Source organism: Mesorhizobium sp. M2A.F.Ca.ET.043.05.1.1 (assembly GCF_003952445.1).
Classification (GTDB): domain Bacteria; phylum Pseudomonadota; class Alphaproteobacteria; order Rhizobiales; family Rhizobiaceae; genus Mesorhizobium.
Genome location: NZ_CP034446.1, coordinates 2,564,995 through 2,587,830, shown reverse-complemented (window position 1 = coordinate 2,587,830; position 22,836 = coordinate 2,564,995). Strand labels below are relative to the sequence as shown.

24 protein-coding genes are annotated in these 22,836 nt (G+C 65.6%); 13 read left to right on the top strand and 11 right to left on the bottom strand.

The window, feature by feature from the left end:
- The first annotated feature begins 136 nt into the window (after positions 1-136).
- The 4 genes from EJ069_RS12730 (at position 137) to EJ069_RS33270 (ending at position 3,458) form a co-directional block, all read left to right on the top strand.
- The gene (locus tag EJ069_RS12730) at positions 137-418 is read left to right on the top strand and encodes a hypothetical protein (RefSeq protein WP_245456533.1); all 282 of its coding nucleotides are present in this window, start codon (positions 137-139) and stop codon (positions 416-418) included.
- A gap of 104 nt (positions 419-522) precedes the next feature.
- On the top strand, positions 523-1,473 hold the full coding sequence (locus EJ069_RS12725) for an EamA family transporter (protein WP_126061575.1): 951 nt from the start codon (positions 523-525) through the stop codon (positions 1,471-1,473).
- A 114-nt stretch (positions 1,474-1,587) separates the two neighbouring features.
- On the top strand, positions 1,588-1,911 hold the full coding sequence (locus EJ069_RS12720) for a hypothetical protein (RefSeq protein WP_189476326.1): 324 nt from the start codon (positions 1,588-1,590) through the stop codon (positions 1,909-1,911).
- Positions 1,908-3,458, top strand: coding sequence for an alpha/beta fold hydrolase (locus tag EJ069_RS33270; RefSeq protein WP_245456532.1), 1,551 nt, complete (start codon positions 1,908-1,910; stop codon positions 3,456-3,458). Before EJ069_RS12720 ends, EJ069_RS33270 begins: the two co-directional genes overlap by 4 nt.
- A 17-nt stretch (positions 3,459-3,475) precedes the next feature.
- Here the strand turns inward: EJ069_RS33270 and EJ069_RS12710 are convergent, their stop codons facing one another.
- From EJ069_RS12710 to EJ069_RS12690, 5 genes are all read right to left on the bottom strand, one after another.
- Positions 3,476-3,949: a MaoC family dehydratase gene (locus EJ069_RS12710; RefSeq protein WP_245456531.1), complete on the bottom strand. Its 474-nt coding sequence runs from the start codon at positions 3,947-3,949 to the stop codon at positions 3,476-3,478.
- A complete protein-coding gene (locus EJ069_RS12705; protein ID WP_126061574.1) occupies positions 3,946-5,241 on the bottom strand; it encodes an NAD(P)/FAD-dependent oxidoreductase in 1,296 nt (431 codons plus the stop codon). Before EJ069_RS12705 ends, EJ069_RS12710 begins: the two co-directional genes overlap by 4 nt.
- A gap of 11 nt (positions 5,242-5,252) precedes the next feature.
- Entirely contained in the window at positions 5,253-6,476 is a 1,224-nt protein-coding gene (locus EJ069_RS12700) for an NAD(P)/FAD-dependent oxidoreductase (protein WP_126061573.1), read from the bottom strand.
- 59 nt (positions 6,477-6,535) lie between these two features.
- Positions 6,536-7,114 (bottom strand): OsmC family protein, encoded by a 579-nt coding sequence (locus EJ069_RS12695; protein WP_245456530.1) that lies wholly within the window; start codon positions 7,112-7,114, stop codon positions 6,536-6,538.
- A gap of 247 nt (positions 7,115-7,361) precedes the next feature.
- The gene (locus EJ069_RS12690; RefSeq protein WP_189476323.1) at positions 7,362-7,610 is read right to left on the bottom strand and encodes a DUF1127 domain-containing protein; all 249 of its coding nucleotides are present in this window, start codon (positions 7,608-7,610) and stop codon (positions 7,362-7,364) included.
- A gap of 452 nt (positions 7,611-8,062) precedes the next feature.
- On the opposite strand from EJ069_RS12690, the gene EJ069_RS12685 reads away from it, so the two are divergent.
- Positions 8,063-8,275, top strand: coding sequence for a hypothetical protein (locus EJ069_RS12685; RefSeq protein WP_126061570.1), 213 nt, complete (start codon positions 8,063-8,065; stop codon positions 8,273-8,275).
- An 89-nt stretch (positions 8,276-8,364) separates the two neighbouring features.
- Here EJ069_RS12685 and EJ069_RS12680 read toward each other — a convergent pair whose 3' ends face one another.
- From EJ069_RS12680 to EJ069_RS12670, 3 genes are all read right to left on the bottom strand, one after another.
- Positions 8,365-9,684 carry an HlyD family type I secretion periplasmic adaptor subunit gene (locus EJ069_RS12680; protein WP_126061569.1) on the bottom strand — a complete coding sequence of 440 codons (1,320 nt, stop codon included), beginning with the start codon at positions 9,682-9,684 and terminating at the stop codon, positions 8,365-8,367.
- Positions 9,685-9,687: 3 nt separating this feature from the next.
- Positions 9,688-11,394 carry a type I secretion system permease/ATPase gene (locus EJ069_RS12675; RefSeq protein WP_245456529.1) on the bottom strand — a complete coding sequence of 569 codons (1,707 nt, stop codon included), beginning with the start codon at positions 11,392-11,394 and terminating at the stop codon, positions 9,688-9,690.
- A gap of 63 nt (positions 11,395-11,457) precedes the next feature.
- Entirely contained in the window at positions 11,458-12,885 is a 1,428-nt protein-coding gene (locus EJ069_RS12670; RefSeq protein ID WP_126061567.1) for a family 16 glycosylhydrolase, read from the bottom strand.
- A gap of 476 nt (positions 12,886-13,361) precedes the next feature.
- Between EJ069_RS12670 and EJ069_RS12665 the strand changes: the two genes are divergently transcribed.
- The 3 genes from EJ069_RS12665 to EJ069_RS12655 all read left to right on the top strand — a co-directional run bounded on the left by EJ069_RS12665 (position 13,362) and on the right by EJ069_RS12655 (position 14,480).
- Positions 13,362-13,805, top strand: coding sequence for an SRPBCC family protein (locus EJ069_RS12665; protein ID WP_126061566.1), 444 nt, complete (start codon positions 13,362-13,364; stop codon positions 13,803-13,805).
- Between the two features lie 139 nt (positions 13,806-13,944).
- A complete protein-coding gene (locus EJ069_RS12660) occupies positions 13,945-14,184 on the top strand; it encodes a hypothetical protein (RefSeq protein ID WP_126061565.1) in 240 nt (79 codons plus the stop codon).
- Between the two features lie 65 nt (positions 14,185-14,249).
- Entirely contained in the window at positions 14,250-14,480 is a 231-nt protein-coding gene (locus EJ069_RS12655; protein ID WP_126061564.1) for a hypothetical protein, read from the top strand.
- Positions 14,481-14,524: 44 nt separating this feature from the next.
- Here EJ069_RS12655 and EJ069_RS12650 read toward each other — a convergent pair whose 3' ends face one another.
- The 3 genes from EJ069_RS12650 to EJ069_RS12640 form a co-directional block, all read right to left on the bottom strand.
- Positions 14,525-15,229 carry an SDR family oxidoreductase gene (locus tag EJ069_RS12650; protein ID WP_126061563.1) on the bottom strand — a complete coding sequence of 235 codons (705 nt, stop codon included), beginning with the start codon at positions 15,227-15,229 and terminating at the stop codon, positions 14,525-14,527.
- A 240-nt stretch (positions 15,230-15,469) separates the two neighbouring features.
- Complete coding sequence (locus EJ069_RS12645; protein ID WP_126061562.1) at positions 15,470-16,708, bottom strand: patatin-like phospholipase family protein; 1,239 nt, start codon at positions 16,706-16,708, stop codon at positions 15,470-15,472.
- A 125-nt stretch (positions 16,709-16,833) separates the two neighbouring features.
- Complete coding sequence (locus EJ069_RS12640) at positions 16,834-17,733, bottom strand: SMP-30/gluconolactonase/LRE family protein (protein WP_126061561.1); 900 nt, start codon at positions 17,731-17,733, stop codon at positions 16,834-16,836.
- 132 nt (positions 17,734-17,865) lie between these two features.
- On the opposite strand from EJ069_RS12640, the gene EJ069_RS12635 reads away from it, so the two are divergent.
- From EJ069_RS12635 to EJ069_RS12615, 5 genes are all read left to right on the top strand, one after another.
- Positions 17,866-18,564, top strand: a complete 699-nt coding sequence (locus EJ069_RS12635; protein WP_245456528.1) for a FadR/GntR family transcriptional regulator — start codon at positions 17,866-17,868, stop codon at positions 18,562-18,564.
- Positions 18,564-19,766: a mandelate racemase/muconate lactonizing enzyme family protein gene (locus EJ069_RS12630; RefSeq protein ID WP_126061560.1), complete on the top strand. Its 1,203-nt coding sequence runs from the start codon at positions 18,564-18,566 to the stop codon at positions 19,764-19,766. The genes EJ069_RS12635 and EJ069_RS12630 overlap by 1 nt, the downstream gene beginning before the upstream one ends.
- Before the next feature lie 23 nt (positions 19,767-19,789).
- Complete coding sequence (locus tag EJ069_RS12625; protein ID WP_126061559.1) at positions 19,790-20,767, top strand: sugar ABC transporter substrate-binding protein; 978 nt, start codon at positions 19,790-19,792, stop codon at positions 20,765-20,767.
- Between the two features lie 347 nt (positions 20,768-21,114).
- Entirely contained in the window at positions 21,115-22,092 is a 978-nt protein-coding gene (locus tag EJ069_RS12620; protein WP_042639726.1) for an ABC transporter permease, read from the top strand.
- A gap of 3 nt (positions 22,093-22,095) precedes the next feature.
- Entirely contained in the window at positions 22,096-22,827 is a 732-nt protein-coding gene (locus EJ069_RS12615) for an ATP-binding cassette domain-containing protein (protein WP_126061558.1), read from the top strand.
- The last annotated feature ends 9 nt before the right edge of the window (positions 22,828-22,836 follow it).

The following is a 22,836-nucleotide window of genomic DNA, read 5'->3' as shown; positions in this document are numbered from 1 at the left end:
GCCTTCAATAGTGTTCTGGAGGATACTGAGTCTGGCCGCGAGCCATGGTCTCGCGACGCCGGAATGAGAAAAGAAGCGGCGCCATCGCCGCCATCTGCCGGGGAGGCGCCGAGCATCTTTGATGAGGAGCGCCGGCATGAATATAGAGGAAGCAGTCACTGCGGCGACGGCGGGGTCGGGAGCGCTTCTCTCCTGTCTCGGCCAGCCGGTCGTGGCCTATCACGTCACGGCCATCATGCGCGAAACCGACAGGAGTCATGCGCGGCAGATGCAACTCGCTCTATTGCGGCGAAGCATCGAGGCGCTGGTCGACGACGGCCTCGAAGACATCGAGGCCGAACGCTTCGCATCGCAATTCCACGGCCGCGTCGGCTCGGCCTGGGATCGTCTGCATCCGGCCGGTGACACATCGCACTGATTTTTGGACGGTGGTCCTCCATCACCGGCCATAGGGAACAAGCCCGGGATGAGGTAGACTGCCGCTTACGTCCGGGCTGACGTTCATCGAACGGGGGGCATGCGATGCAGGCGATACCGATTGCGCATCCGGCAGAGCAACCTGCCGCGATACCCGCCCTGGGCGGTTATCCGACCGCCGTCTTGTGCTGGCTGCTGTCGGCCGGCGTCTATATCGCGGCCAAATGGGTCGCGCCGGAAATGCCGCCCTGGGGCTTGTGCTTCTGGCGGCTCTTGCTCGCCTGCGCCATCCTGTTGCCGATCGTCCACCGCCATCACGGCGCCATGCTGGCGCTTCTCAAATCCCGGCCTCTTGAGATCGTCGCCGTCGGCGCGATCGGCCTGACGTTTTGCCAGGGCATGATCTATCGTGGACTGAACGACACCGACGCGACCACGGCCGGCATCATCATGGCGATGTCGCCGATCATGACCATGGTGCTGGCGCGCCTGGTGCTGGGCGAACCGCTCGGCCTCTGGAAAGCGCTCGGCGCGGTTGCGGCACTTGCCGGCATGCTGGTCATCGTCGCGCATGGCAATATCGGCGCGCTGGTGCAACTGCGCTTCAACATCGGCGAATTGTGGATCGTCGGCAGCGCCTTCTGCTGGGCGCTCTACACGGTGCTGCTGCGCCGGTCCAAATTCGGTCTCGAGCTTCTGCCGTTGGTGGTCCTCCTGCTCGGCGCCGGCGCGCTGGTGGCGCTGCCGTTCCATCTCTGGGAGATATTCAACGACGAGCGCTCCGCCCTGAATGGCAATGGCCTGCTCGCGCTCGCTTATCTGGCCGGCCCGGGCGGCGCGCTGATGTATTATCTCTACAACAAAAGCGTCGAGACGCTGGGCGCCAGCCGGGCAAGCATGCTGCTCTATCTGCAGACGCTGTTCGTCGCTATCCTCGCCTATCTGCTGCTCGGCGAGAGCCTGCATGACTACGACCTGGTCGGCGCGGCCTTCATCGTCGTCGGTGTCGTGCTGGCAACGGTCATCAAGCCAAGGGCGGTTCCATCCAAGGCGTGAGCAGGCCCCAAAGCAGCTCGCTTAACATATGTGGATGTCTCCGCCGCCAAGTCGATCTATCGCCTTGGCGGGGCGGAGAGAATCGACATGAACTGCTTCACCAGGCTCGAAGCGTTGATCGACACCGGCAGCGCCGATGCGGTCGAGGAAGCTCGCGCTCTGCTCAAGCATCTCGCTGCCGGCTCACGCGCCACTTTCGACGCGGCCGACGAATTCCTGATCGAGTTGATGACCTTGGCCTTCCTGGTCGAGGCCGGCCTGGAAGCCTTTCACAACCCGGCGCGGCGCCTGGCGCGCCTCAGGCTCTCACGATTGAAGCTGCTGCTGCCTGAACCGCCAAGCTTTCCTAAATTAGCCATTTTTGCTATTGGCTGCCCTTCGCAGCGGCGGCCTCGGCCGAAGGGGACCATGGCGATCGACAAGCGCGTGAACGCATGAACGGCCCTCAGCACAGGCTGGAGCTGCGCGTGCTTGGCGATTTTCAGGTCACGCGCGATGGCCAGCCGCTGGACCTGCCGCCGTCGCGCAAGACGCGGGCGCTGCTTGCTTACCTCGGCGTCACCGGCAGACAGCATCAGCGCGAGCGGTTATGCGAGATATTCTGGGACATTCCCGACGACCCGCGCGGCGCCTTGCGCTGGAGCCTCTCCAAGATCCGCCAGGTGCTGGCCGCCGACGAATCCGCTTTGAGCGCCGACCGCAACGCCGTCGTACTGAACATCGCGACGGACTATGCGCAGCTGGCGCCGCTGGTGAAGGCTGACCTTTCTTCACACTCGACCGACGAGCTTGAAGCCGTCCTGGCCTCGATCCGCGGCGGCTTTCTCGCCGACCTCTCGCTCGAGCGCTGCTTCGACTATGAAGCCTGGCGACAGGCCATCGCCAGCGAGGTGGAGATCGTCGAGCTTGGCATCCTGCGCGAGCTGGTCGAGCGTCTGCCAGGTGAGCCGCGACGGGCGCTGCCCTTCGCCCGGCGCTTGCGCCGCCTCCTGCCGGACGACGCCGGCCTCGCCGCCGAGACCGAGGCGCTGGAGGAGAAGGTTCGGTCGGCTGCCGCTCAGGCAACCGGCCGCGCGCCGCAGTCTGCTCTCCCCACGCCGCAGCAGCCGTCGAAACCCGCTGCGTTACCGCAGGATCCCGGCCGCGCAGTGCAATTCTGCCGGGCTCTCGACGGCACCAGGCTCGCCTATGCCAGCACCGGCAGCGGCTCGGTGATCCTGCGCGCCGCGCACTGGATGTCGCATCTCACTTTCGACTGGGACAGCCCGATCTGGCGGCACTGGATGCGTGAACTGTCGCGCCACAATCGGCTGGTGCGCTATGACGAACGCTGCAACGGCTTGTCGCAGCGGCAGGTCGTCGACATCTCGTTCGAGACCATGGTGTCCGACCTCGAACGCGTGGTCGAGGCGACAGGGCTCGACCGCTTCACATTGCTCGGCCTGTCGCAGAGCTGCGCGGTCTCGATCGCCTACGCCATCCGTCATCCCGAGAAAGTATCGGGCATGATCCTCTATGGCGGTTACGTCAAAGGCTGGCGGGCGCGGGGCGACGCCGGCGAGATCGCGACACGCGAGGCCGTGGCGACGCTGATGCGCGAGAGCTGGGGCAAGCCGAACCCGATGTTCCGCCAGGCCTTCTGCTCCATGTTCATCCCCGGCGCCACCCACGAGCATTTCGCCTGGATGGACGATCTGATGCTGCGTACTGTCTCGCCCGACGATGCCTGGCGCCTGCAGAGCGCCTTTTCAGTGATCGACGTCAGCGATTTGCTGGAAAAGGTGAAGGTGCCGACGCTGGTGCTGCACGCGCGCGACGACAACGTCGCTCCCGTCGAATCCGGGCGCACCATGGCCGCGGGCATTCCCGGCGCGCGTTTCATCGAGCTCGAGAGCCAGAACCACATCCTGCTCGAAGGCGAACCCGCCTTCGAGGAGTTCATAGACCACGTTCGCGCTTTCATCGCCGAGACGGCGGGCAGGTAAGCGGATACGCGAAGTCCTCAACCCTTGGCGAGCGGCACGGTGAACACCGTCGCGGTGCCGGTGAGGCAAAGCTCGCCGGCTTCGTTGCGCACCGACGTCTCCAGCTTCGTGATCGGCTTATCGGCGCGCACCTCCTTGACCTCGACGCGGCCGGTGATCAGTTCGCCGACGCCGACCGCCTTGACGAATTTCCACGAGACTTCAAGGAACACCGAACCGGGGCCGGGGAGGTCTTCCGCCACCACCGCGTTCAGGATCCCGGAGGTGACGCCGCCCTGCACGATGAGCTTGCCGAACACCGAGGCCTCGGCCAGTGCCTTGTCGTAATGCAAGGGGTTACGGTCGCCGGTCATCTCGGCGAAGGCGTCGATATCCTGCGGTTGGGTGCGCCGCGAGCGCTCGGCAAAGGCGCCCACCTTTGGCCGTCCCTTGGTGACACCGACCCAGCCGTCCTTCATCACATGCCCATCCTTTATCGAATGCAAAGTCATGGCCTTGCTCCGGTTCGGTTGCGATTGAGATTGGAGCCGGCCGAAACCGGCGGCTCGTCCTGATTGGCCGGCGCACGGTGCGCCGTCGGCCGCGATGCAGGGAAGGGTGCCCGACGGCCAGGCATGGGCTGGCCTGCCAGCGCCTGCACCTCAGCCTTCAGCACCGCGCTGAAGCGGCGATGACGCCCGCCGAGATCGTCGAGCGTCCATTCGAAGCCGGCGATCGCGTCGGTGGTATCCAGGATCTGGTTGGCGATCAGGTCGCGCTGCTGCTGCCAGATCGCGAATGCCGCCTCCGAGCCGTCGAGGATGGCGCGCGCCAGGCCCTCGGCGTCGCGCAGCGCATCGGAAATGCCGTGCGAGGTGATCGGGTCGCGGAAGAAGCCGGCGTCGCCCACCAGCGCCCAGCCGGGGCCGTGCGGCTGGCGGATATAGCCCGGCACACCGCGGAACACCTGCAGGCGAGTGTCCTTCGGCGCGCGGGCCGCCTGTGCGGCAAGAGCCGGCGAAAGCGCTTCGAGCACATCCATGCGGGCACGCGCATGGCCGAGGCGGAAGCGCTGGTCGAACAGGCCGGTCGGCACCGAGGCGACAATGCAGGCGAGGCCGTCATTGGTCGGGATGAAGGAGCCGGCGATCCCGTCGCGGAAGTACCAGTGATAGCCGGCGCCCGGCTCGGCCGGCGCATAGCCATAGACATGGGCGGCGGACACTGCGCCGCGCCGCAAGGGCTGGGCGTCGACGCATTTTGCCACCAGCGAGCCGATGCCGTCGGCGCCGACCACGATATCGGCGCTGACCCTGAGCGATGCGCGCCCGGCAGCGCGGATCTCGACGCCGCGTACCCGCCCGCGTGTGTCGGCGAAGAGGTCGCCGACCGCGACTTCGTGCAGGATCTCCGCGCCGGCCTTGCGCGCCGCGTCGACCAGGATGCGGTCGAGCACCGTGCGCCGCGGCGCGATCAGGCCGGGTAGGTCCGAACCGGAGGCAAGCGGGATGGTGATCTCGTCGTCGCCATAGTGGAACGTCGTCGTCTCGATCAGCGGCGTCCCGGCCTCGAGCAACGGCTCGAGCAGGCCCCAGCGCCACAATTGCAGCACCGCGGGCCGCATCAGCGCATGTGTCGACAGCGTGTCCGAGCCATAGGGCTTGCGGTCGATCGCCAGCACCTTTAGGCCCGCGCGGGCGAGCAGCATCGCGGTCGCGGCGCCTGCGCAACGAGCGCCAACGATGATCGCATCGTAATGGCCGCGCCTGGGGGAGGCCATGAGGGAGATGGGATTGATTGCCATGGTCGTCGTCCTCAGGCGGCCTTGCGGCCGTTTCGGCCGAGATGACGGGAGATTTCGGAGGCGATCGCCTCGGCATCCGCGCCGACGCCGCCGATGAAGTTGGAATCGCGCTTGCGCAGGAAGCGGAAGCCGAGCGCGTAGAGGCCGGGCACGCTGGTGACGCCGCCCTGATGCGCGAGCTCGCCATCGCCGCCGAGCGCCAGCGGATCCAGCCAGCCGAACGAGCGCGCATAGCCGGTCGCCCAGATGATGGTTCGGACCGATCCGTCGGTCAGTGACAGCCGCTCCGCGGAGGCTGCCGGCATCACCACCGGCTCGGGCCGGTATGGTGTCGCCACACCCGCGAACCGGTCGATCTGGCCGAGCAGGCGCGCCTGCTTGGCTTCGGCTGCCGCGATGTGTGCCCCAAGATCGCCGGCGAAGCCGATCTCCCGGTCGCCGACGTCGCGCACCCGCCCGGTCAGTTCCACGCCGAGCGCCTGCAGCGTGGCGAGATCGACATCGGCCCTGTCGGGCCGGCCGGCGAGCTGCAGCGATGGCTGGCGCCGGGCGCCTTCCGGATTGGCGAGGTCTTCGGGGCGCTGCGCCATCAGACCCATCGCGCAGAGCCAGAAGAAGATGTCGTGGCCGCGCCATGTTCTGGGCAGCCGCGTATGCTTGCCGACCGAAAGCACCACGCGGCGCCCGGCGCGGGCGAGCTCGTCGGCGATCTGTACGCCGGAGGATGATGCGCCGACGACCAGCACGCCGCCGCTCGGCAGCTCGCCGGGCGAGCGATAATGCGAAGCGTGGATACTCAGCGGTCCGCGAATGGTTTCGGCTCCAAACGGGATGACCGGCCGGTCGCAATGCCCCGTCGCCACGACGACCGCGCGGGCCGACCAGTCGCCGGCGCTGGTACGCAGGCCAAAGCCGTCGCTGGTCCGCTTGGCGGCGATGACCTCGACATTGGTCTCGACGGGCGCATGCCATTGCCAGGCGTAGCGCTCCAGGCTTTCCACGAACGCCCCTTTGCTCATGAAGCCGTCCGGATCGCCGCCCTTGTAGGGTGAGGCGGGGAGCGCATTCAGCCAGTTCGGCGTGAGCAGCCGAAGCGAGCGCCAGCTCTGCGAGCGCCAGCGCTCGCCGATGCGCCCGCGCTCCAGCACGGCATGGTCGATGCCGGCCTGGCTGAGGCAATGGCTGAGCGCAAGGCCGGCCTGGCCCGCGCCGATGATGACGACCGCGCGTCTCATGGTTCAGTTCCGTCCGAGGAGAGGGAAGCGGCCCGGACAGTTCCGGACCGCCTGTCGGCTTACTGGATGCTCTTGATGCCGACGGTGACCGGCACGCCTTTGGTCAGCACGTCGAAGACGGCCGAACGGGCACGCGACTGCTCGACCAGCTGCTGGAGCTTTTCGGCCGGCGCGTCGCCTTCGATCTCGAACGACACATGGATGTTCTGGAAGCCGTTGCGGACCTCATCGGAGATGCCGAGGATGCCGCGCAGGTCGATGTCGCCGTCCACCGAGCACTTCACCTTGGTGAGCTTGATGCCGCGCGCGGCGGCGATGTTGGCGACGCCGGCCATCAGGCAGCCAGCCAGTCCGTGCAGAAGCCACTCGACCGGGGTCGGCGCATTGTCGGCGCCGCACAGAATCGCCGGATGGTCGGCGTCGGCATAATGCGGCTTCTCGTGCTTCTGCTCGTTGCCGGCGCCGAAGAAGCCATGCATGACGGTCTTGCTGTGCGTGCCCTCGATCCACTCATTGTGGGCGCGGAACTGGAACTTGGCGAGCTCCGGCTGCCCGGCGACGAAATTGATCGTCGCCATCAGGTTCGGCGTGTCGACGCCATTGAGAGGAAGCCGTGCAGGTTTGGTGTTGGGTTGCATCATCATCTCCAAAGGTTGTTTTGCGGCTTGGTTGCCGTGACGGCCTCTGTTTGCCGTTGGAGCGTTTGAACGAGAGTGGATGCGACCGTGGAATTTTCCATACGCCCACCGTGGAAATTGGCATGGACGTATCGTTTGAAACAAACTGACCCCGCGCCTGAACCGAACGCGCCGGAACGAAAGAACCCCGAGCGTTGGAGGCGCCCGGGGTCTATCAACGGCGTTGGCCGCGATCGGCGTCGCCCTGTCATCCGGCGTTGCGGATATCCATCTTCTCCGCTTGGGAGGCAGCGAAGCGAATGGAGGTGTAGCGGTCGATTTCCGAGCGTGCGATGCCCATGTCCTTGAGCAGAAAGTCGGGCATTGCCTGTAAGGCGGCGCGGTCGCTGCGCATCCTCATTGCACGATAGGAAAGTCTGAGCGCACGACCGGCAAAGCCGATCAGACCGGGGCTCGCGCGGCCGGTTTCATAAGTGGTCCGTTCCAAAGTCGTCATCGTTGTCTCCATCCTTTGCGGCGCGACCATTTCGCGTCGTCGATGGCCGACTTGTCGCCCATGATCGGGGGAGCCAGCGTTGGTGCGGGCGTCGAAATTGCCGTGGAATCTGGCGGTCTCTCAGTTGAAATATCCTCCTTTGCCAACAGGCGCCGGAGCGCGCTCGAGCGAAGCCGAGCGCGATCACTTCGCCTTCGCCGGCGAAGCGGCCGGCGATAGGATCGCGGCGCCGCTTCGCAGATCCCGCATGAAAGCGCGGGCGGGAATGAGGCTGGCGGCTCGCGCCCTTGGCCGAAACCCCGTGCAGCAGGCAAGCCGGCGTTCGAACCGGTCAGGAGCGAAAACAGGCGGGAGGAGCAACCAGATGCCTGTCCCGGCGTTGAGTGACAGCAGCCGGCTCACGAGGCCGCAAGCCGTGGGCCGCCGCGAAATGCTCTTTGGGAGCAGCGCTCATGCCTCCACTGGTGCTCTTTGTCGTCAAGAACCTCGCCATCGGGGCGATCATCGGGTTGGCCGTGGCGTGCTGGCTCCTGGCTTTCGGCACGCTCGGCAGCCATCTGTCGTCGGGCGGGGGCGACTATGTGGCTGCCGGGATGATCGCCTATTCGATGGCGTCTTGCTTCGGGATGGGATTCCTGGCCACGGCCCTGATGTTTCTGGAATAGGCCGTCTGCCCAACGCCGATGCCCCGGGACGTAGGGCCTGCCGCTCCAGCGAAGCAATACCGTAAACGACCGCCGGTAACCGCCCGCCTTTACCTTTCCGCAAATGCCCGCGCGAAGGAATCCATCATCGGCCGCACCAGATATTCGAAGAAGGTCCGGTCGCCGGTGCTGATGAAGGTGTCGACCGGGGCGCCGGGGTAAAGCTGTTCTCGCTTCACGCCGGGCGGCAGGGCATCGGCGATCTTCAGCCTGGCTCGGAAATAGGGCTCGTGGGTGGTTTCGTCGATCAGCCGGTCGGCTGAGATCTCGCTCACCGTGGCCGGCACCTCTGGCGTGAGCCGCGCGTTGAGCGCCGACAGCCTGAGCTTCGCCTTCTGGCCGACATGCACCTGGTCGATGTCCCTCGGCCTGAGCTTTGCGTCCACCACCAGGCCCGATGACGTGGGCAGGATCTCCATGATCTTCTCGCCGGGCGCGACCACGCTGCCTTGCGAATTATAGGTGGAGGACACGACAATGCCCGCCGCCGGCGCGGTGATCGTCGTGCGCTTCAGCACGGCTTGCGCGGCGCGCATCTGCTCCTCGATGTCGGCGAGGTTGGTGCGCACGTCGTCGAGCTTGGTCAGCGCCTCCTCGACGCGCTGCGTGCTGGCGCGCTCGGTCTGCGCTTCGGCCTCCGCGATCTGCGTGTTGGCGGAGGCAAGGTACGCCTCCAGCGCGCCGGCCTGACCGACAAGGTCGGCCTCCGAGCGCAGCAGCTGCGAATATTCCGTGCGGTTGGTGAGGCCCTTGCTGAGAAGATCGGTCTTGATGCCGAGCTCCTTCTTCACCACTTCGGTCTGCTGCTCGATGGCCGCCTTCTGCGCGTTCAGGCCCTTGACCGACTCGCGATGCATGGCGACGCGCTGCGCCAGGATCGACTGCTCCGAGCGGAAGCGCGCGAGCCTTGCGTCGAACTCTTTCTGCTGTTCGCGGATCAGGTTCTGGAACTCCAGCTGGAACGGCGCCGGCGCGGGCTCGGCGATGGGCGCAAGCCGGTCCAGCCCGTCGCGCTCGGCCTCCAGCCGCGCGGCATTCGCCTTCAGCGCGATCCACTGGCGGGTCAGCCGGTTGAGCTCGGCCTCCGGGGCGGTCCGGTCGAGCAGGATGAGCTCCTGTCCTTCGCGCACGCGGTCGCCTTCATGCGCCAGCAATTGCCTGATGATGCCACCCTCGCGATGCTGGATCAGGATGTTGCCGCCGGTCGCCGCGATCGTGCCCTGCGTGATCACGGCGCCCGCCAGCGGCGCGCTCGCTGCCCAAGTGCCGAAGCCGCCGACCAGCAGCGCGATCGCCGCGTAGCCGGCAAAGGCCGTGCGCCGGAAGTCGGTGCGCGGGCGGTCGTCGAAGCTGAGGCTTGGCGCGGACATCGTCTACGACCCGTGGCGGATGGTCTGCGAGGCGCGGATGACCGGAGCGAACGATCCCGTCACCACCGTGCTCCGCTGCGCGCCTTTGCCCTTGTCGACAGTCGACTGCCGCAGCACCTCGGCGCTCGGTCCGAACGCCTCGATGACGCCGCCGCGCAGAACCATCACGCGGTCGCAGGCCGCTGCGATCGAAGGGCGATGCGTGATGACGATCGTGGTGACGCCCGCCGCGCGCGCGGCCGCCAGCACCGCTTCGAGCGCCGTTTCGCCGGCGCCATCGAGATGCGTGCTCGGCTCGTCCAGCACCAGGATGCGCGGATTGCCGTAGAAGGCGCGCGCCAGCCCGATCCGCTGGCGCTCGCCGCCCGACAGCGTCCCGGCGACCATCGTCTGGTAGCCGTCGCGCAGCGAAAGGATCAGCTCATGCGCCTCGGCGCGTTTTGCCGCCTCGACGATCGCCGCGTCGTCCGCGCCTGCCTCGAAGCGGGCGATATTCTCGCTGACCGAGCCGGGGAAAAGCTCCACCTCCTGCGCCAGATAGCCGATATGCCGGCCAAGCTGGTTCTCGTCCCAGGTCCTGAGCTCGGCGCCGTCGATCCGGACCGAGCCGCCGCTCGGCTGGGTCGCCCCGACAAGCAGCCGCGCCAGTGTCGATTTGCCGGCGCCGCTCGGGCCGACGATCGCCACCGCTTCGCCGGGCTGAATCGCGAAGCTCAGCCGCTTCAGGATCGGCTCGGCACCGAATGTCGCATTCGGCCCGATGAAGAAAAGATCCTGCGCGGCAATCGCGCCGGCCGGATCGGGCAAGGTCAGTTTGCTCGGCTGTGCCGGCTGCGCCGCAAGCGCGACCTGCAGCCGCGACCAGGCGCGCCTGGCCTCGCCGATCTGCCGCCACGAGCCGATCAGCTGGTCGAGCGGCTGCAGCGCGCGCGACGACACCAGCGAGGAGGCGAAGATCATGCCGGCCGTCATCTCGCCCTTCAGCACCAGCCAGGCGCCGGCGCCGAGGATCGCCAGCTGCAGAATCATGCGCAGCGCCCTGGAAGTGCCGCTGAAGATCGCGTTGGCGCTGGCCGAGCGGTCATGCAGCACGAGCGCCTCCGCCACATGCCGTCCCCATGCGCGTGCGGCGTTTTCCACCATGCCCATGGCGCGCAGCGTCTCGGCGTTGCGGGCAAAGGCCTGCTCGGCCCGGCTGGCCAGAGCCGAGCGTTCCGCGGAGAGCGCATCGTTCCTGCCGATGGCAAGCTGGTTGGCCACGACCAGCACGACCAGCAGCGCGGTGCCGCCGAGCGTCACCCAGAACAGCACCGGATGGATGAGGTAGAGCAGGCCGAGGAAGACCGGCGCGAAGGGCAGGTCGAACAGCACCGCCACGCCGCGCGAGCGTATGAAGGCGCAGACCGCGGCGAGGTCGGCGAGAGGCGACGGCGCAGCCCGCTCGCTGAGCGAAGCGGCGAAAACCGTCGCGCCCAACCTGTCATTGACGGTGGCGGCGATGCGCTGCGTGTAGACGGCGCGGACGGCGTCCAGAAAGCCGAGGAAGCCGAGCGCCGCGACTGCGATGACCGACAGATAGACCAGCGTTTCGACGCTGGAGGAGGGCAGCACCCGGTCATAGACCTGGAGCAGGTAAAGCGGGACCACCAGCAGCAGCAGGTTGATCAGCAGCGAGAACAGGCCGACATCGCCGACTGCGCGCAGGAACACGCCGCGTAGCGAAACGGGCCGCAAGCTGGTCGGAGGGCGCTCTCGCGACATTGCCCTGGACGCCTAGGCTGTGTGTTCGGCCGTGACGTTCAAATGGCTCTGCTGCAGTTCGTCCAGCGTGTAGGCGTGAATGTAGTCGATCTTCATCTGGGCCGGCGTGGCGAGATGATCCGGCGGCGCGCCGGCCTGGCCGCCGACCGCGAGATCGACCAGCATGTACATCGGCTTGTTCATGTCCGACGGCGTTGCCGCTTGCGCGACCTGCACGCCGTCATAGGTCCAGACCAGCTTGTCCGGCGTCCACAACAGGCCATAGGTATGGTAGCCGGCGGTATCCATGACGTTCACCGTGGATCCGACCGTCGTGTGCTGGCCCGTCTCGAGGGTATGCGCGGTCATCAGCAGCGAATTCGGCTTTTGGCCATACATCTCCACCACGTCGAGTTCCGGCGGCCACGAACCGTCTTCCGGCAGCAGCCAGAAGGCCGGCCAGGCGCCGGCGTTTTCCGGCAGGTCGGCGCGCATTTCGAAATAGCCATAGGTCTGCGAGAACGAGTCATGCGTGGTAAGCAAGCCGGAGGTGTATTCGTAATTGTTGATCAGCGGCTTGATGTCGGCCGGCGCCTGCGCCGCGGTGATGGTGAGCACGCCATTGTCGATGCTGAACGGATGCACCGAGCTGGTCGGGGCGTAATTGGCGTCGATGTACCACTGCAATTCGCCATTGCGGGTCAGCGTGCTGCCGTTCGCCGCGCCCCACCAGAAGTTGGTGTCCCAGGTGCCGCCCTGGCTGTTGTTGAGGTTCAGCGTGTTGAACTCGTCGCTGAAGGACAGCGTCATGCCGGACTTGTCGATCGGCAGCTCGAACTGGCTGGGCTGGAACTTGTCGATGGTCGTGTTCTTGAATTCGAGGATCTCGCCCGATCCGAGGTTCAGAACCACATTGGGTCCCGCCTGGATCATGCTGTCGTGGATGGCGGCGAAGGAAGTAAAGCCGTAGCCATCGAGCCGCACGGTGTCGTTCGCGGCGAAATTGACGATCGAGTCGCTGCCATTGCCCTTGGCGATGATGAAAGTGTCGGCGCCGCCGCCGCCGCCATCGATCAGCACGTCGTTGCCCGCGCCGCCGTCCAGGGTCTGGCCGCCGCCCTTGGCGGTGATGATATTGTCCAGCGCATTGCCGAAGGCATAGTTGTGGGCGTTGGTGACGACGAGGTTCTCGACATTGTTGGGCAGCGTGTAGCTCATCCATGTGTTGATGGTGTCGACGCCCTGGCCGGCGTACTCGACCACCTTGTTGCTTGCCGAATAGAGGTAATAGATGTCGTCGCCTTGGCCGCCATACATGGTGACGTTGACGCCGCTGGAGGCCCAGATGGAGTCGTTGCCGCTGCTGCCATTGAACGTCCCGGGCGAGGACGCCGAAAACCAATGGTTGGAAGCGCCGCTATAATAAAGAGGAACGCCTATCGCGTTGACGACGAAGCTCATCGGACACTCCTTCCGTGCTGCCCCGCCCGGAGGTTCATTGCAGGTTCAAGCGCCTGCTTCGAACCAAATTTGCAACATGGATTATCGTTCCCGAAAATAAGCAAATAGTACAGAGAAAATCGGCGGTATTTTTATCGATATTTTTGCATAGATAGAATAAGTGGTGTCTAATGCAATTATGACGTGAGACTTTCTCAATTTTACTTAATTTTGCAAGGTTTTCTGCCGAGGGATTGTGCAAATGCCTTGGATGGGTGCATGTGGTGCAGCGCAGCCGCCCATAGCAGCCGGCGATGCAAAATCGGCGCCGGGCTGCCTGCCGGACAGGGGAGGGGTGGTTCGGTGCTATTGAACCGTTCCGCACCGCAAACCGCGACAAGGCGATCGGGCAAAAAATTTGACAGCCTCTGTCGGATCGGCTGGAGGCTGCCCGTCCTTGGGGCATCGATCAACGAAACCAGAGAGGATATCGAGACATGCCGAGCACCATCCACCTGCACCGCGTCCTGGCGACCAAGCCGGAGAAGGTCTATCGCGCATTCGTCGAGGCCGACGCGCTGGCCAAGTGGCTGCCGCCGAACGGCTTCACCTGCACGGTGCATGAGTTCGAGGGCAAGGTCGGCGGCGCCTACAAGATGTCCTTCCGCAACTTCACCACCGGCGGCAGCCATTCCTTCGGCGGCGAATTCGTCGAACTCGTCCCGGGCGAGCGCCTGCGCTACACCGACCGCTTCGACGATCCCAATTTGCCGGGCCAGATCGAGGTGACGGTGACCTTGAAGAAAGTGTTGGTCGGCACCGAGATCAACATCACCCAGGCCGGTATTCCGGACGCCATCCCCGCCGAGGCCTGCTATCTCGGCTGGCAGGAATCGCTGCGCAACCTTGCCAAGCTCGTCGAGCCGGAGATCAATCAATAGTCCCGGGCGAACCGGCGCGGTTGCCGTGATCCTCCCGCCTGGAATTGCGTCAAACCGAGAAACGTGGCGGCCGGGTTCCCGGCCGCCGCGTCCCCCAAGGTAAGCAATATTTCACCAAGCGCTGATAAAAGCCGCTGCCATGGATCGCAACAAGAACAACGACCTCTTTGTCCTGATGGCCGCGCTTGCCGCCATCGCGATCTACAACATTGCCTGCGGCATCAAGACGGGCGAAGTCCGGGGCAAGCTGCACTGGGTCGCGCTCTCGGATGATCCGACACGGTTCTGGAACATCGTGGTCGGCAATTCGATCGTCCTGGTGGGCTCGATAGCCTTCCTATGCGTTCTGTGGGTGATCAATTCACGCAAGCCGGGATGATCTGAGGCGACATATCCCACAGGGCGATAAGCAAAATTTCATCGGACGCGGTTAGACCACGCTCCATGTATCGCAACAAAACCGACGCCGTCTTTGTCCTGGTGGCGGCACTCGCCGCCTTCGCGATCTATAACCTCGCTTGTGGCCTGAAGACCGGCAAAATCCGGGGAAGGCTCAACTGGATTTCGTGCGCGGACGACCCGACGCGCTTTTGGAGCAACGTTATCGGCAACCTTGTCGCTGTCGTTGCGCTGTTGGGCTTTCTCTGGTTGCTGCATCGTCGCGGCGGCAAGTGACTTTTCGCCCGGCAAGACCGGGCGCCGTCCTGCCGCGGCGGGACTTACAGCGCCCTTGTGATGCCCCCATCCACGCGGATGTTCTGCCCGGTGATGTAGGCCGCTCCATCCGAGGCTAGGAACGAGATGGTCGCGGCGATCTCCTCGGACGTGCCGTAGCGCTTCATCGGCACGCTGTCGCGGCGCTCCTCGGTCGCCGGCAGGCTGTCGATCCAGCCGGGCAGCACATTGTTCATGCGGATGTTGTCGGCGGCATAGGTGTCGGCGAAGATCTTGGTGAAGGCGGCAAGGCCGGCGCGCGCCACGGCCGAGGTCGGGAACATCGCGCTCGGCTCGAACGCCCAGGCGGTCGAGATGTTGATGATGACGCCTGATTTCTGCTTCTGCATCACCGGCGTCACCAGCCGGGTCGGGCGCACGGCGTTGAGGAAATAGGTGTCGATGCCCTTGTGCCAGTCCTCGTCGCTGATCTCGATGATCTGCGCGCGCGGCCCGTGGCCGGCGCTGTTGACCAGCACGTCGATGCGGCCCCAGCGCTCCAGCGCGCCGTCCGTGAGGCGCTTCAGGTCGTTATTCGACTGGTTGGAGCCGGTGACGCCGAAGCCGCCGAGTTCCTTGCCCAGCGCCTCGCCCTTGCCGGAGGAAGAGAGCACACCGACCTTGAACCCGTCGGCCGCCAGGCGCGTCGCCGCCGCCGCCCCCATGCCGCTGCCACCCGCCGTCACCAGAGCCACTTTTTCGCCTGCCATGTCCTGATCCATCCTGGTGTTGAGGTGAAAGTGACCCTGTTAGCATGCGCGGGGCAGGGGAATGAACCGGATTAGATTGCGCCAACGTATGAGGGCTTAGGTTCCTCGCCCCCGCCAAAGGCGGGGAGAGGTGTCCGCGAAGCGGACGGAGAGGGGGCCTTCGTAGGGCGCTCCCCCTCTCCGTCTCGGCTTCGCCGAGCCACCTCTCCCCCGCCTTTGGCGGGGGCGAGGAACAGCACCTCACACCCTGAACACGCTCATCACCGCCTTCGAAACCCTCGCGCAGCGCCCCGGCTTCACGTCGCCCGGCTTGAGCGGCACGCCTTTTCCCGGCGCCACCGCCGGCTGGTACCAGCTCCGCAGCGCCTGGTCGGCGGCGCAATAGCCCCAGTTCACCAGGTCGACCGTCTCTTCGCTGCCCAGGAAATGCAGCGAGGTGCCGATATCGGCCGGCGCGGTCGCGGCGGTCTGCACGAAATTCGGCTCGGTCGCGTCCGGCTTGCTGGCGATCGACCAGAAGACGCCGCGCGTCGCCGCATAGTCGGGTCGGGTCGCGTCTTTGGGCAGGCCGCGATCGTCGGCGTCCTTGGCCGCCTGGAAGCGCGCCACCAGGTCCCGTCGCCTGAGCGAACGCACCTGGTTGTCGGTGGTGTCGAGCACGCGTTTGAGCTGCGAGAACCAGTTCCAGTAGCCCGCCTTCGAAGCCTGCCAGGGCGCGCCGGCATCGCTCACCAGCAGCCAGCGGCAGCGCTTCAGCGCCGGCTCGATGCCGTGATTGTCGTAGACGCCGCCATCGGTGAGCACGGCTCGGGAAGGCGCCACGGGCGCGCCGACCGAAGGGTCGAGCTTGTCGTTCTTCCAGGCGAAGGGCGTGAGGTCGAGCCTCAGCGGCGACAGGAAAGGCGGGAAGGCCGACGAGGCGGCAACCGCGGTCGCGACCGGCAGGTCGGCCTGGTACGCGACGCCAATGCGATAGTCAGCCACGTAGCGCCGCGACAGGCGAAACAGCGAGCCGGTGCCGAGATTGCTCGAGCAGAACACGAACCAGGGCTTCTCCGGCAGGCTCTTCAACATCGGCCTGGAGCCAGCGAACAAGTGCCGCTCATAGCAGGCGGCGACTTCTCGCGCCGCGTTCGAAAACGGGTTGAGCAAGCCCTTGAAGATCGACGGCGCGTCGACGAACACCTGCGAGAACTCCAATATCCTGTGCAGATAGATATCGAAGTTGCTGGCGACGCCGCCCGCGAAGACGAAGCGTGGCCAGAGCACCGCCAAGAGCCCGGCCGCAATCGAGCCGCCCGAAACCGAGCTCACCATGTCGAGCTTCTGGAGCAGTCCCGCCTCGTTGAGACGGCAGAGCGCGCCGGCGTGGAACAGCATGGCCCGGTAGCCGCCGCCCGACAGGCATAGGCCGAGGTCGTAGCGCTCGGCCTTGCCGTCGTCCACGTCCGGTGCTGACCCGGCCGCAATCGGTTCCATTGCGCCCCCCCGGACTACGGCGTCCTCGATCTTGGCTTTGGCCATTCCAGCCCAGCGCCGGCCCTCTTGCAAGTGGGGGAACGCGTAACTTCACGGATTGGAATCGGCCGCGACCGCCGGGAAGATTATCCAAAGCGTCTGGTCGGCACGCCGCGCACGCCGGGCTTGAGCGCGAACAGGCCGCCTTCGGCGGGATTGGCGGCAAGATGCTCCGCGCTCATCGTGAAGCGTGCGGAGGTCACGAACAGCGTGTCGAGCCCGGCGCCGCCGAAGGCACAGCTCGTCGGCCAGCCGCAGGGCAGCTCCGCGATCCGGTCCGGCCTGCCGTCCGGCGCGATGCGCAGCACGCAGCTCCCGCCCACCACCCGGCAGTTCCAGATGTGGCCCTCGGCGTCCAGGCATGAGCCGTCGGGCAGGCCGCGCGGGAAATCGGCGAGGAAGACAAGCCGCTCGCCAAGCCGCGCGGCTTCCTTGTCCCACGCGTAGCTGTAGAGCGCATTCTTCGTCGTGTCGGCGGTGACGAAGCGGCCGCCCGGCAACCACACCATGGTGTTGGTGATGCCGAACCGGTCCTTGCCGAGCGCCGTCACCGTGCCGTCCGCATCGACGCGATAGAGCCGCCCGTCGTCGCCGGTGATGGCTCGCGGCGCGTCGTCCGGTCCGATATTGTTGGCCATCGTGCCAACCCAGAACGAGCCGTCGGGCGCCACGACGCCTTCATTGAGCCGCGTGTCCGGCCTGTCCGGCTCGATCGTCGCGATCGTCCGGAACGGTCCGCCGAAATCCCAAAGCGCGATCTCCTTGCGCAGGCCGACGATGGCGCCGCCATCCTTTCTCAGCCCGATCGAGGTGACGAGATCCGGTGTCGGCCAGCTTTCGTGGACGCCGCTCAGCGGATCGAGCCGGTGAATCCGGCGGCCGATGATGTCGACCCATACCAGCATGGCTCGGGCTTCGTCCCAGACCAGGCTCTCGCCGACCACGTCGCGCGCGTCGAAAACCAGGGCGGCTCCGATATCGGGCATCGAGCTCCTCCGTCTCGTTTGGAAATCAGCTTGACATATATCTTTCGCGTGAACTATGAGCAATACGGTAACAACCTGTCATACAGGTTTTAGGGAAGCAATATGCAGGGATCGATGGAGCCGACAGAACCAATGAGCGAGCCGAGCCCCGGCCTGGTGAGCGCGGCGATTCAGGCGATCACCCAGCACATCCGCTCCGAGGGCCTTGCGCCCGGCGATCCGCTCCCCAGCGAAGCCGCCATGACGCGCCAGCTCAACGTCTCCCGCACCGTCGTGCGCGAGGCCTTCCGCTCGCTGTCGGCGATGCGCCTGATCGACATGAGCGCCGGGCGCCGCGCCACCGTCGCCAAGCTCGACACCGGCGCCATGTCGATGGTGATCGAGCACGGCATCACCACCCAGCAGATCAGCGTGCAGCAGGTCTATGACGTCAGGCGCACGATCGAGATGCGCACCGTTGCGCTTGCCGCGCTCCGCCGCACCGACCAGGAGGCGGCGGCCATTAGCCGATCGGCCCGGCTGATGCGCGAGAATTTCAGGAACCCAGAGGCCGTCATGGAGCATGACATCGCCTTCCACGAGGCGATCGCGGCGGCCTCGCACAATCCGGTCTTTTCGCTGATCGTCACCGCCTTCAGCGGCGTCACCCGCCGCACCTGGGTGATCGGCTGGCGTACCCGTTCTTCCGACGAGGCACAGCTCAAGATGATCAAGGGCCATGAGGATATCGCCGACGCCATCCTCAAGGGCGACCCACGGCTGGCGGCCGAGCACATGGGCGAGCATTTCGACAAGAGCGTCAAGGCGCTCATCGATGCGGGGATCGCCTGATGAAGATCCGCGCCGTGGAGACCATCCGCATCGCGGAGCGGCCGAACCTGCTCTGGGTCGAGGTCCATACCGACGAGGGCATCACCGGGCTCGGCGAGACCTTCTTCCTGTCGCGCACCGTCGAGGAATATCTGCACGAATATGTCGCGCCCAGGGTGATCGGTCGCGATCCTCTCGAGATAGACCTGCTCGCAGCCGACCTCGTCGGCTATCTCGGCTTCCGCTCCAGCGGCGCCGAGGTGCGGGGCAACTCGGCTTTCGACATCGCGCTGTGGGACATTTTCGGCAAGGCGACCGGCCAGCCGGTCGCGCAATTGCTGGGCGGCTTCAGCCGCCGTTCGATCCGCACCTACAACACCTGCGCCGGCACCGAATACATCAAGGACGCCAAGGGCCAGACGACGGCCAATTACGGCATCGGCGCCGGGCGGGATTATGACGACCTCAACGCCTTCCTCACTCGCGCCGGCGAACTGGCCGAGGAACTGCTCGAGGACGGCATCACCGCCATGAAGATCTGGCCGTTCGACCACGCGGCCGAAAAGACGCGCGGCAACGACATCTCCGCGGCAGACTTGAAGGCGGCGCTCGAACCGTTTGAAAAGATTCGCAAAGCCGTCGGCGACAAGATGGACATCATGGTCGAGTTCCACTCCATGTGGCAGCTCCTGCCGGCCATGCGGATCGCGCGCGCTCTGAAGCCATACGCGACTTACTGGCACGAGGACCCGATCCGCATGGACAGCCTCGGCGACCTGAAGCGCTATGTGGCCGCCAGCCCGGCACCGATCTCGGCCTCGGAGACGCTCGGCAGCCGCTGGGCTTTTCGCGACCTGCTGGAAACGGGAGCGGCTGGCATCGTCATGCTCGACATCTCCTGGTGCGGCGGCCTGTCGGAGGCGCGCAAGATCGCCTCGATGGCCGAGGCATGGCGGTTGCCGGTGGCGCCGCATGACTGCACCGGTCCGGTCGTGCTCGCCGCCTCGACGCATCTGTCGCTCAACGCGCCCAACGCGCTCGTCCAGGAAAGCGTGCGCGCCTTCTACCGCACCTGGTACCGCGACCTGGTGACCGCGCTGCCGGAAGTGAAGGACGGCATGATCACCGTGCCGCCCGGGCCGGGCCTGGGACTGGCGCTCAATCCGGAGCTCGGCCGCGCCTACACCGTCCACCGTCGCGTCAGCGACGCGACAAGCATCTGAAAGATCCAAAGGGAGGAACAGACATGAAGAAACTCACCGCAATGCTATTGCTCGGTGTCGCCCTGATTGGCGGCCAATCCGCGGCCCGCGCCGACGGGCTCAACATCGTCTTCACGCATCATTCATCGGCCTCGAACACGTTCTGGCAGGCGGTGAAGAAGGGTTTCGACGATGCCTGCGGCAAAGTCGAGGCGACCTGCAACATGGTCTTCACCCAGACCGAGGGCTCGGTCGAGCAGCAGGTCGCCAACATGCGCGCAGCACTTGCCGCCAAGCCTGACGCGCTCTTGACCTCCATCGTCGACGACCACGCTTTCGACGACGTCATCAAGGAGGCGCGCGACGCCGGCGTTTTGGTCATCGCCGTCAATGTCGACGACACCGAGGGCGCCACGGGCAATGCGCGGCAGGCCTTTGTCGGCCAGGGGTTCAAGCCGGCCGGCTACTCGCTCGCGAAGGCGATTTCGGAGACCTTCCCGAAGGACGGCCCGATCAAGGTGCTGGTCGGCATTTCCGCGCCCGGCCAGAACTGGTCCGAAAGCCGCGGCGCCGGCATCATGCAGTTCCTTGAGGAATACAAGGCCGCTCATAAGGATCGCGACGTGTCGTGGGAGCGCATCGACAGCGGCACCGATCTCGCCATCACCTCCGACCGCGTCGGCGCCTATCTGAACGCCCATCCCGACACCACGGCCTATTTCGACACCGGCTTCTGGTGCGCCGGCGTGGCGCGCGTCCTGGCCGATCGCGGCGTGGCGCCCGGCAAGGTGCTGCTCGGCGGCTTCGACCTCGTTCCGGAAGTGCTGCAGCAGATGCAGAAGGGTTATGTCCAGGCGCTGGTCGACCAGCAGCCCTACATGCAGGGCTTCATGCCGGTGATGGAGGCCTATCTCAACAAGAAGATCGGTCTTGCTCCTTCGGACATCGACACCGGCCAGGGCATCGTGCGGCCGAAGGAAGCCGACAGCATCATGGCGCTGTCCGCTCAGGGCATGCGCTGACGGTCGGATGGTGCTGGCGGGTTGCATAGCTTGGCGGTTGGCCGGAACGCTCCTCAAATCGTCATCCACGGGCGGAGCAAGGAGCGCAGCGACGCGGCGCAGACCCGAGGATCGATGCCGTGAGGTCGACGTGTTGCAGCGGTGCGGAATCCTGCTCCGCAGCGCCCTTCGATGGAGGTCACGGCATGGATCCCAGGGTCTCCGCGGCGTCGCTGCGCTCCTGCTTCGCCCTGGGATGACGAAGTGGGGGCGGCTGCGGTCAAGCCTGCAACCTTTGGCGTAGAAAAGAACTTCGCATCGGCAGCGTTGCCATGCGCCCTTGGACCTTCAAGTACCGGAGCCTTTCGTTGAAGCGCCTGTTCAAGACCTATCTCGAAAAACCGGAGCTGGCCGGGCTGATCCTTTTGGTGCTGCTCATTGTCCTGTTCCAGGTGCGCTCGCATGGCGTGTTCCTGAACGCCGACAATCTGCGCGGCATTCTCGGCATCCTGCCGGAGGCTGGCCTCGTCGCGATCGGCGTCACCATCCTGATGATCAGCGGCGAGTTCGATCTTTCGGTCGGGTCGGTCTTCGCGCTGATGCCGATGACCATGGCGGTGCTGATGGTGCATGGCGCGCCGTTCCCGCTGGCGTTGCTGGCCGGGCTGCTGGTCTGCGCGGCCATCGGCTTCATCAACGGCTACGTCACCATCCGCTTCGCGATACCGAGCTTCATCACCACGCTCGGCATGCTGTTCATGGCGCGCTCGCTCACGGTCGTGGTCTCGGGCGGCTTCCCGCCGCTGCTGCCCATCGACCTGCCCAACTGGCTGTTCACCTCCTTTGTCGGCCCCGGCAATATGTTCCGCATGTCGTTCCTGTGGTTCGCGGCGGTCGCGCTGCTGACCTCGCTGATGCTGTCGCGCACCAATTTCGGCAACTGGATCAAGGCCACCGGCGGCTTCCTGCCGGCCGCCGCCTCGATGGGTATCCCGACCGCCAGGGTCAAGATCGTCTGCTTCATGCTGTGCTCGGTGCTGTCGGGCTTCGCCGGCATGCTGCAGGTGCTGCGGCTAGGCTCGCCCTTGCCCTCGATCGGCGAGGGCCTGGAACTGCAGGCGGTCGCCGCCGCGGTCATCGGCGGCGCCTCGCTCACCGGCGGCATCGGCACCGTCATGGGCGGCATCATCGGCACGACGCTGATCCGCGTCATCGACAACGGCCTGGTGCTGAGCCACGTCGACGCCAACTGGTTCAAGTTCGCCATCGGCTTCCTCACCATCTTCGCCGTCGTCGCCAATGCCTGGATGCGCAAGCGCGCCAAGGCCATCAAGATGGAGGCTTAAGCCGTGGGCGACGCGATCATCTCGGTGCGCGACCTGCACAAATGGTATTCCGGCGTGCATGCGCTGAAGGGCGTCTCGCTCGACTTCAAGCGCGGCGAGGCGCTCGGCCTTGTCGGCGACAACGGCGCCGGCAAGTCGACCTTGATCAACATCCTGTCCGGCGTCCACCGGGCGGACAAGGGCGAGATCAAGGTCGAGGGCAGGGAAGTCAGCATCGCCACCCCGCGCGACGCGATGGATCTCGGCATCGAGACCATCTACCAGTACAACTCCATGGTCCCCACCATGTCGATCGCCAGGAACCTGTTCATCGGCCGCGAGCCGACCCGGTTCTCGATCCTCGGCGTCGGCATCCTGGACCAGAAGAAGATGGCCGAGGAGAGCATCCGCGCCATCGCCAATGTCGACCTGCATCTGCGCTCGCCCGACGCGCTCGTCGGCGAGCTGTCCGGCGGCCAGCGCCAGGGCGTCGCCATCGCGCGCGCCATGCATTTCAAGTCGAAGGTGATGATCCTCGACGAGCCGACCAACCATCTCTCGGTCAAGGAGACCAACAAGGTGATCGGCTTCGTGCGCGGCCTGAAGGAGCAGGGGGTGACCGGCGTCTTCATCAGCCACAATATGCATCACGTCTTCGACTGCTGCGACCGCATCGTGGCGATGGCGCGCGGCGAGGTGGTGCTGGACAAGCGCGTCGCCGACACATCGATCGACGAAGTCCATTCTGTCTTGTGAGGAGGAGCC

Bases quoted from the DNA above. Each gene is read 5' to 3' on its own strand.
- EJ069_RS12730 (WP_245456533.1), top strand. From the start codon at position 137: ATGAATATAGAGGAAGCAGTCACTGCGGCGACGGCGGGGTCGGGAGCG.
- EJ069_RS12725 (WP_126061575.1), top strand. From the start codon at position 523: ATGCAGGCGATACCGATTGCGCATCCGGCAGAGCAACCTGCCGCGATA.
- EJ069_RS33270 (WP_245456532.1), top strand. From the start codon at position 1,908: ATGAACGGCCCTCAGCACAGGCTGGAGCTGCGCGTGCTTGGCGATTTT.
- EJ069_RS12710 (WP_245456531.1), bottom strand. From the start codon at position 3,949: ATGACTTTGCATTCGATAAAGGATGGGCATGTGATGAAGGACGGCTGG.
- EJ069_RS12705 (WP_126061574.1), bottom strand. From the start codon at position 5,241: ATGGCAATCAATCCCATCTCCCTCATGGCCTCCCCCAGGCGCGGCCAT.
- EJ069_RS12700 (WP_126061573.1), bottom strand. From the start codon at position 6,476: ATGAGACGCGCGGTCGTCATCATCGGCGCGGGCCAGGCCGGCCTTGCG.
- EJ069_RS12695 (WP_245456530.1), bottom strand. From the start codon at position 7,114: ATGCAACCCAACACCAAACCTGCACGGCTTCCTCTCAATGGCGTCGAC.
- EJ069_RS12690 (WP_189476323.1), bottom strand. From the start codon at position 7,610: ATGACGACTTTGGAACGGACCACTTATGAAACCGGCCGCGCGAGCCCC.
- EJ069_RS12685 (WP_126061570.1), top strand. From the start codon at position 8,063: ATGCCTCCACTGGTGCTCTTTGTCGTCAAGAACCTCGCCATCGGGGCG.
- EJ069_RS12680 (WP_126061569.1), bottom strand. From the start codon at position 9,684: ATGTCCGCGCCAAGCCTCAGCTTCGACGACCGCCCGCGCACCGACTTC.
- EJ069_RS12670 (WP_126061567.1), bottom strand. From the start codon at position 12,885: ATGAGCTTCGTCGTCAACGCGATAGGCGTTCCTCTTTATTATAGCGGC.
- EJ069_RS12665 (WP_126061566.1), top strand. From the start codon at position 13,362: ATGCCGAGCACCATCCACCTGCACCGCGTCCTGGCGACCAAGCCGGAG.
- EJ069_RS12660 (WP_126061565.1), top strand. From the start codon at position 13,945: ATGGATCGCAACAAGAACAACGACCTCTTTGTCCTGATGGCCGCGCTT.
- EJ069_RS12655 (WP_126061564.1), top strand. From the start codon at position 14,250: ATGTATCGCAACAAAACCGACGCCGTCTTTGTCCTGGTGGCGGCACTC.
- EJ069_RS12650 (WP_126061563.1), bottom strand. From the start codon at position 15,229: ATGGCAGGCGAAAAAGTGGCTCTGGTGACGGCGGGTGGCAGCGGCATG.
- EJ069_RS12645 (WP_126061562.1), bottom strand. From the start codon at position 16,708: ATGGAACCGATTGCGGCCGGGTCAGCACCGGACGTGGACGACGGCAAG.
- EJ069_RS12640 (WP_126061561.1), bottom strand. From the start codon at position 17,733: ATGCCCGATATCGGAGCCGCCCTGGTTTTCGACGCGCGCGACGTGGTC.
- EJ069_RS12635 (WP_245456528.1), top strand. From the start codon at position 17,866: ATGAGCGAGCCGAGCCCCGGCCTGGTGAGCGCGGCGATTCAGGCGATC.
- EJ069_RS12630 (WP_126061560.1), top strand. From the start codon at position 18,564: ATGAAGATCCGCGCCGTGGAGACCATCCGCATCGCGGAGCGGCCGAAC.
- EJ069_RS12625 (WP_126061559.1), top strand. From the start codon at position 19,790: ATGAAGAAACTCACCGCAATGCTATTGCTCGGTGTCGCCCTGATTGGC.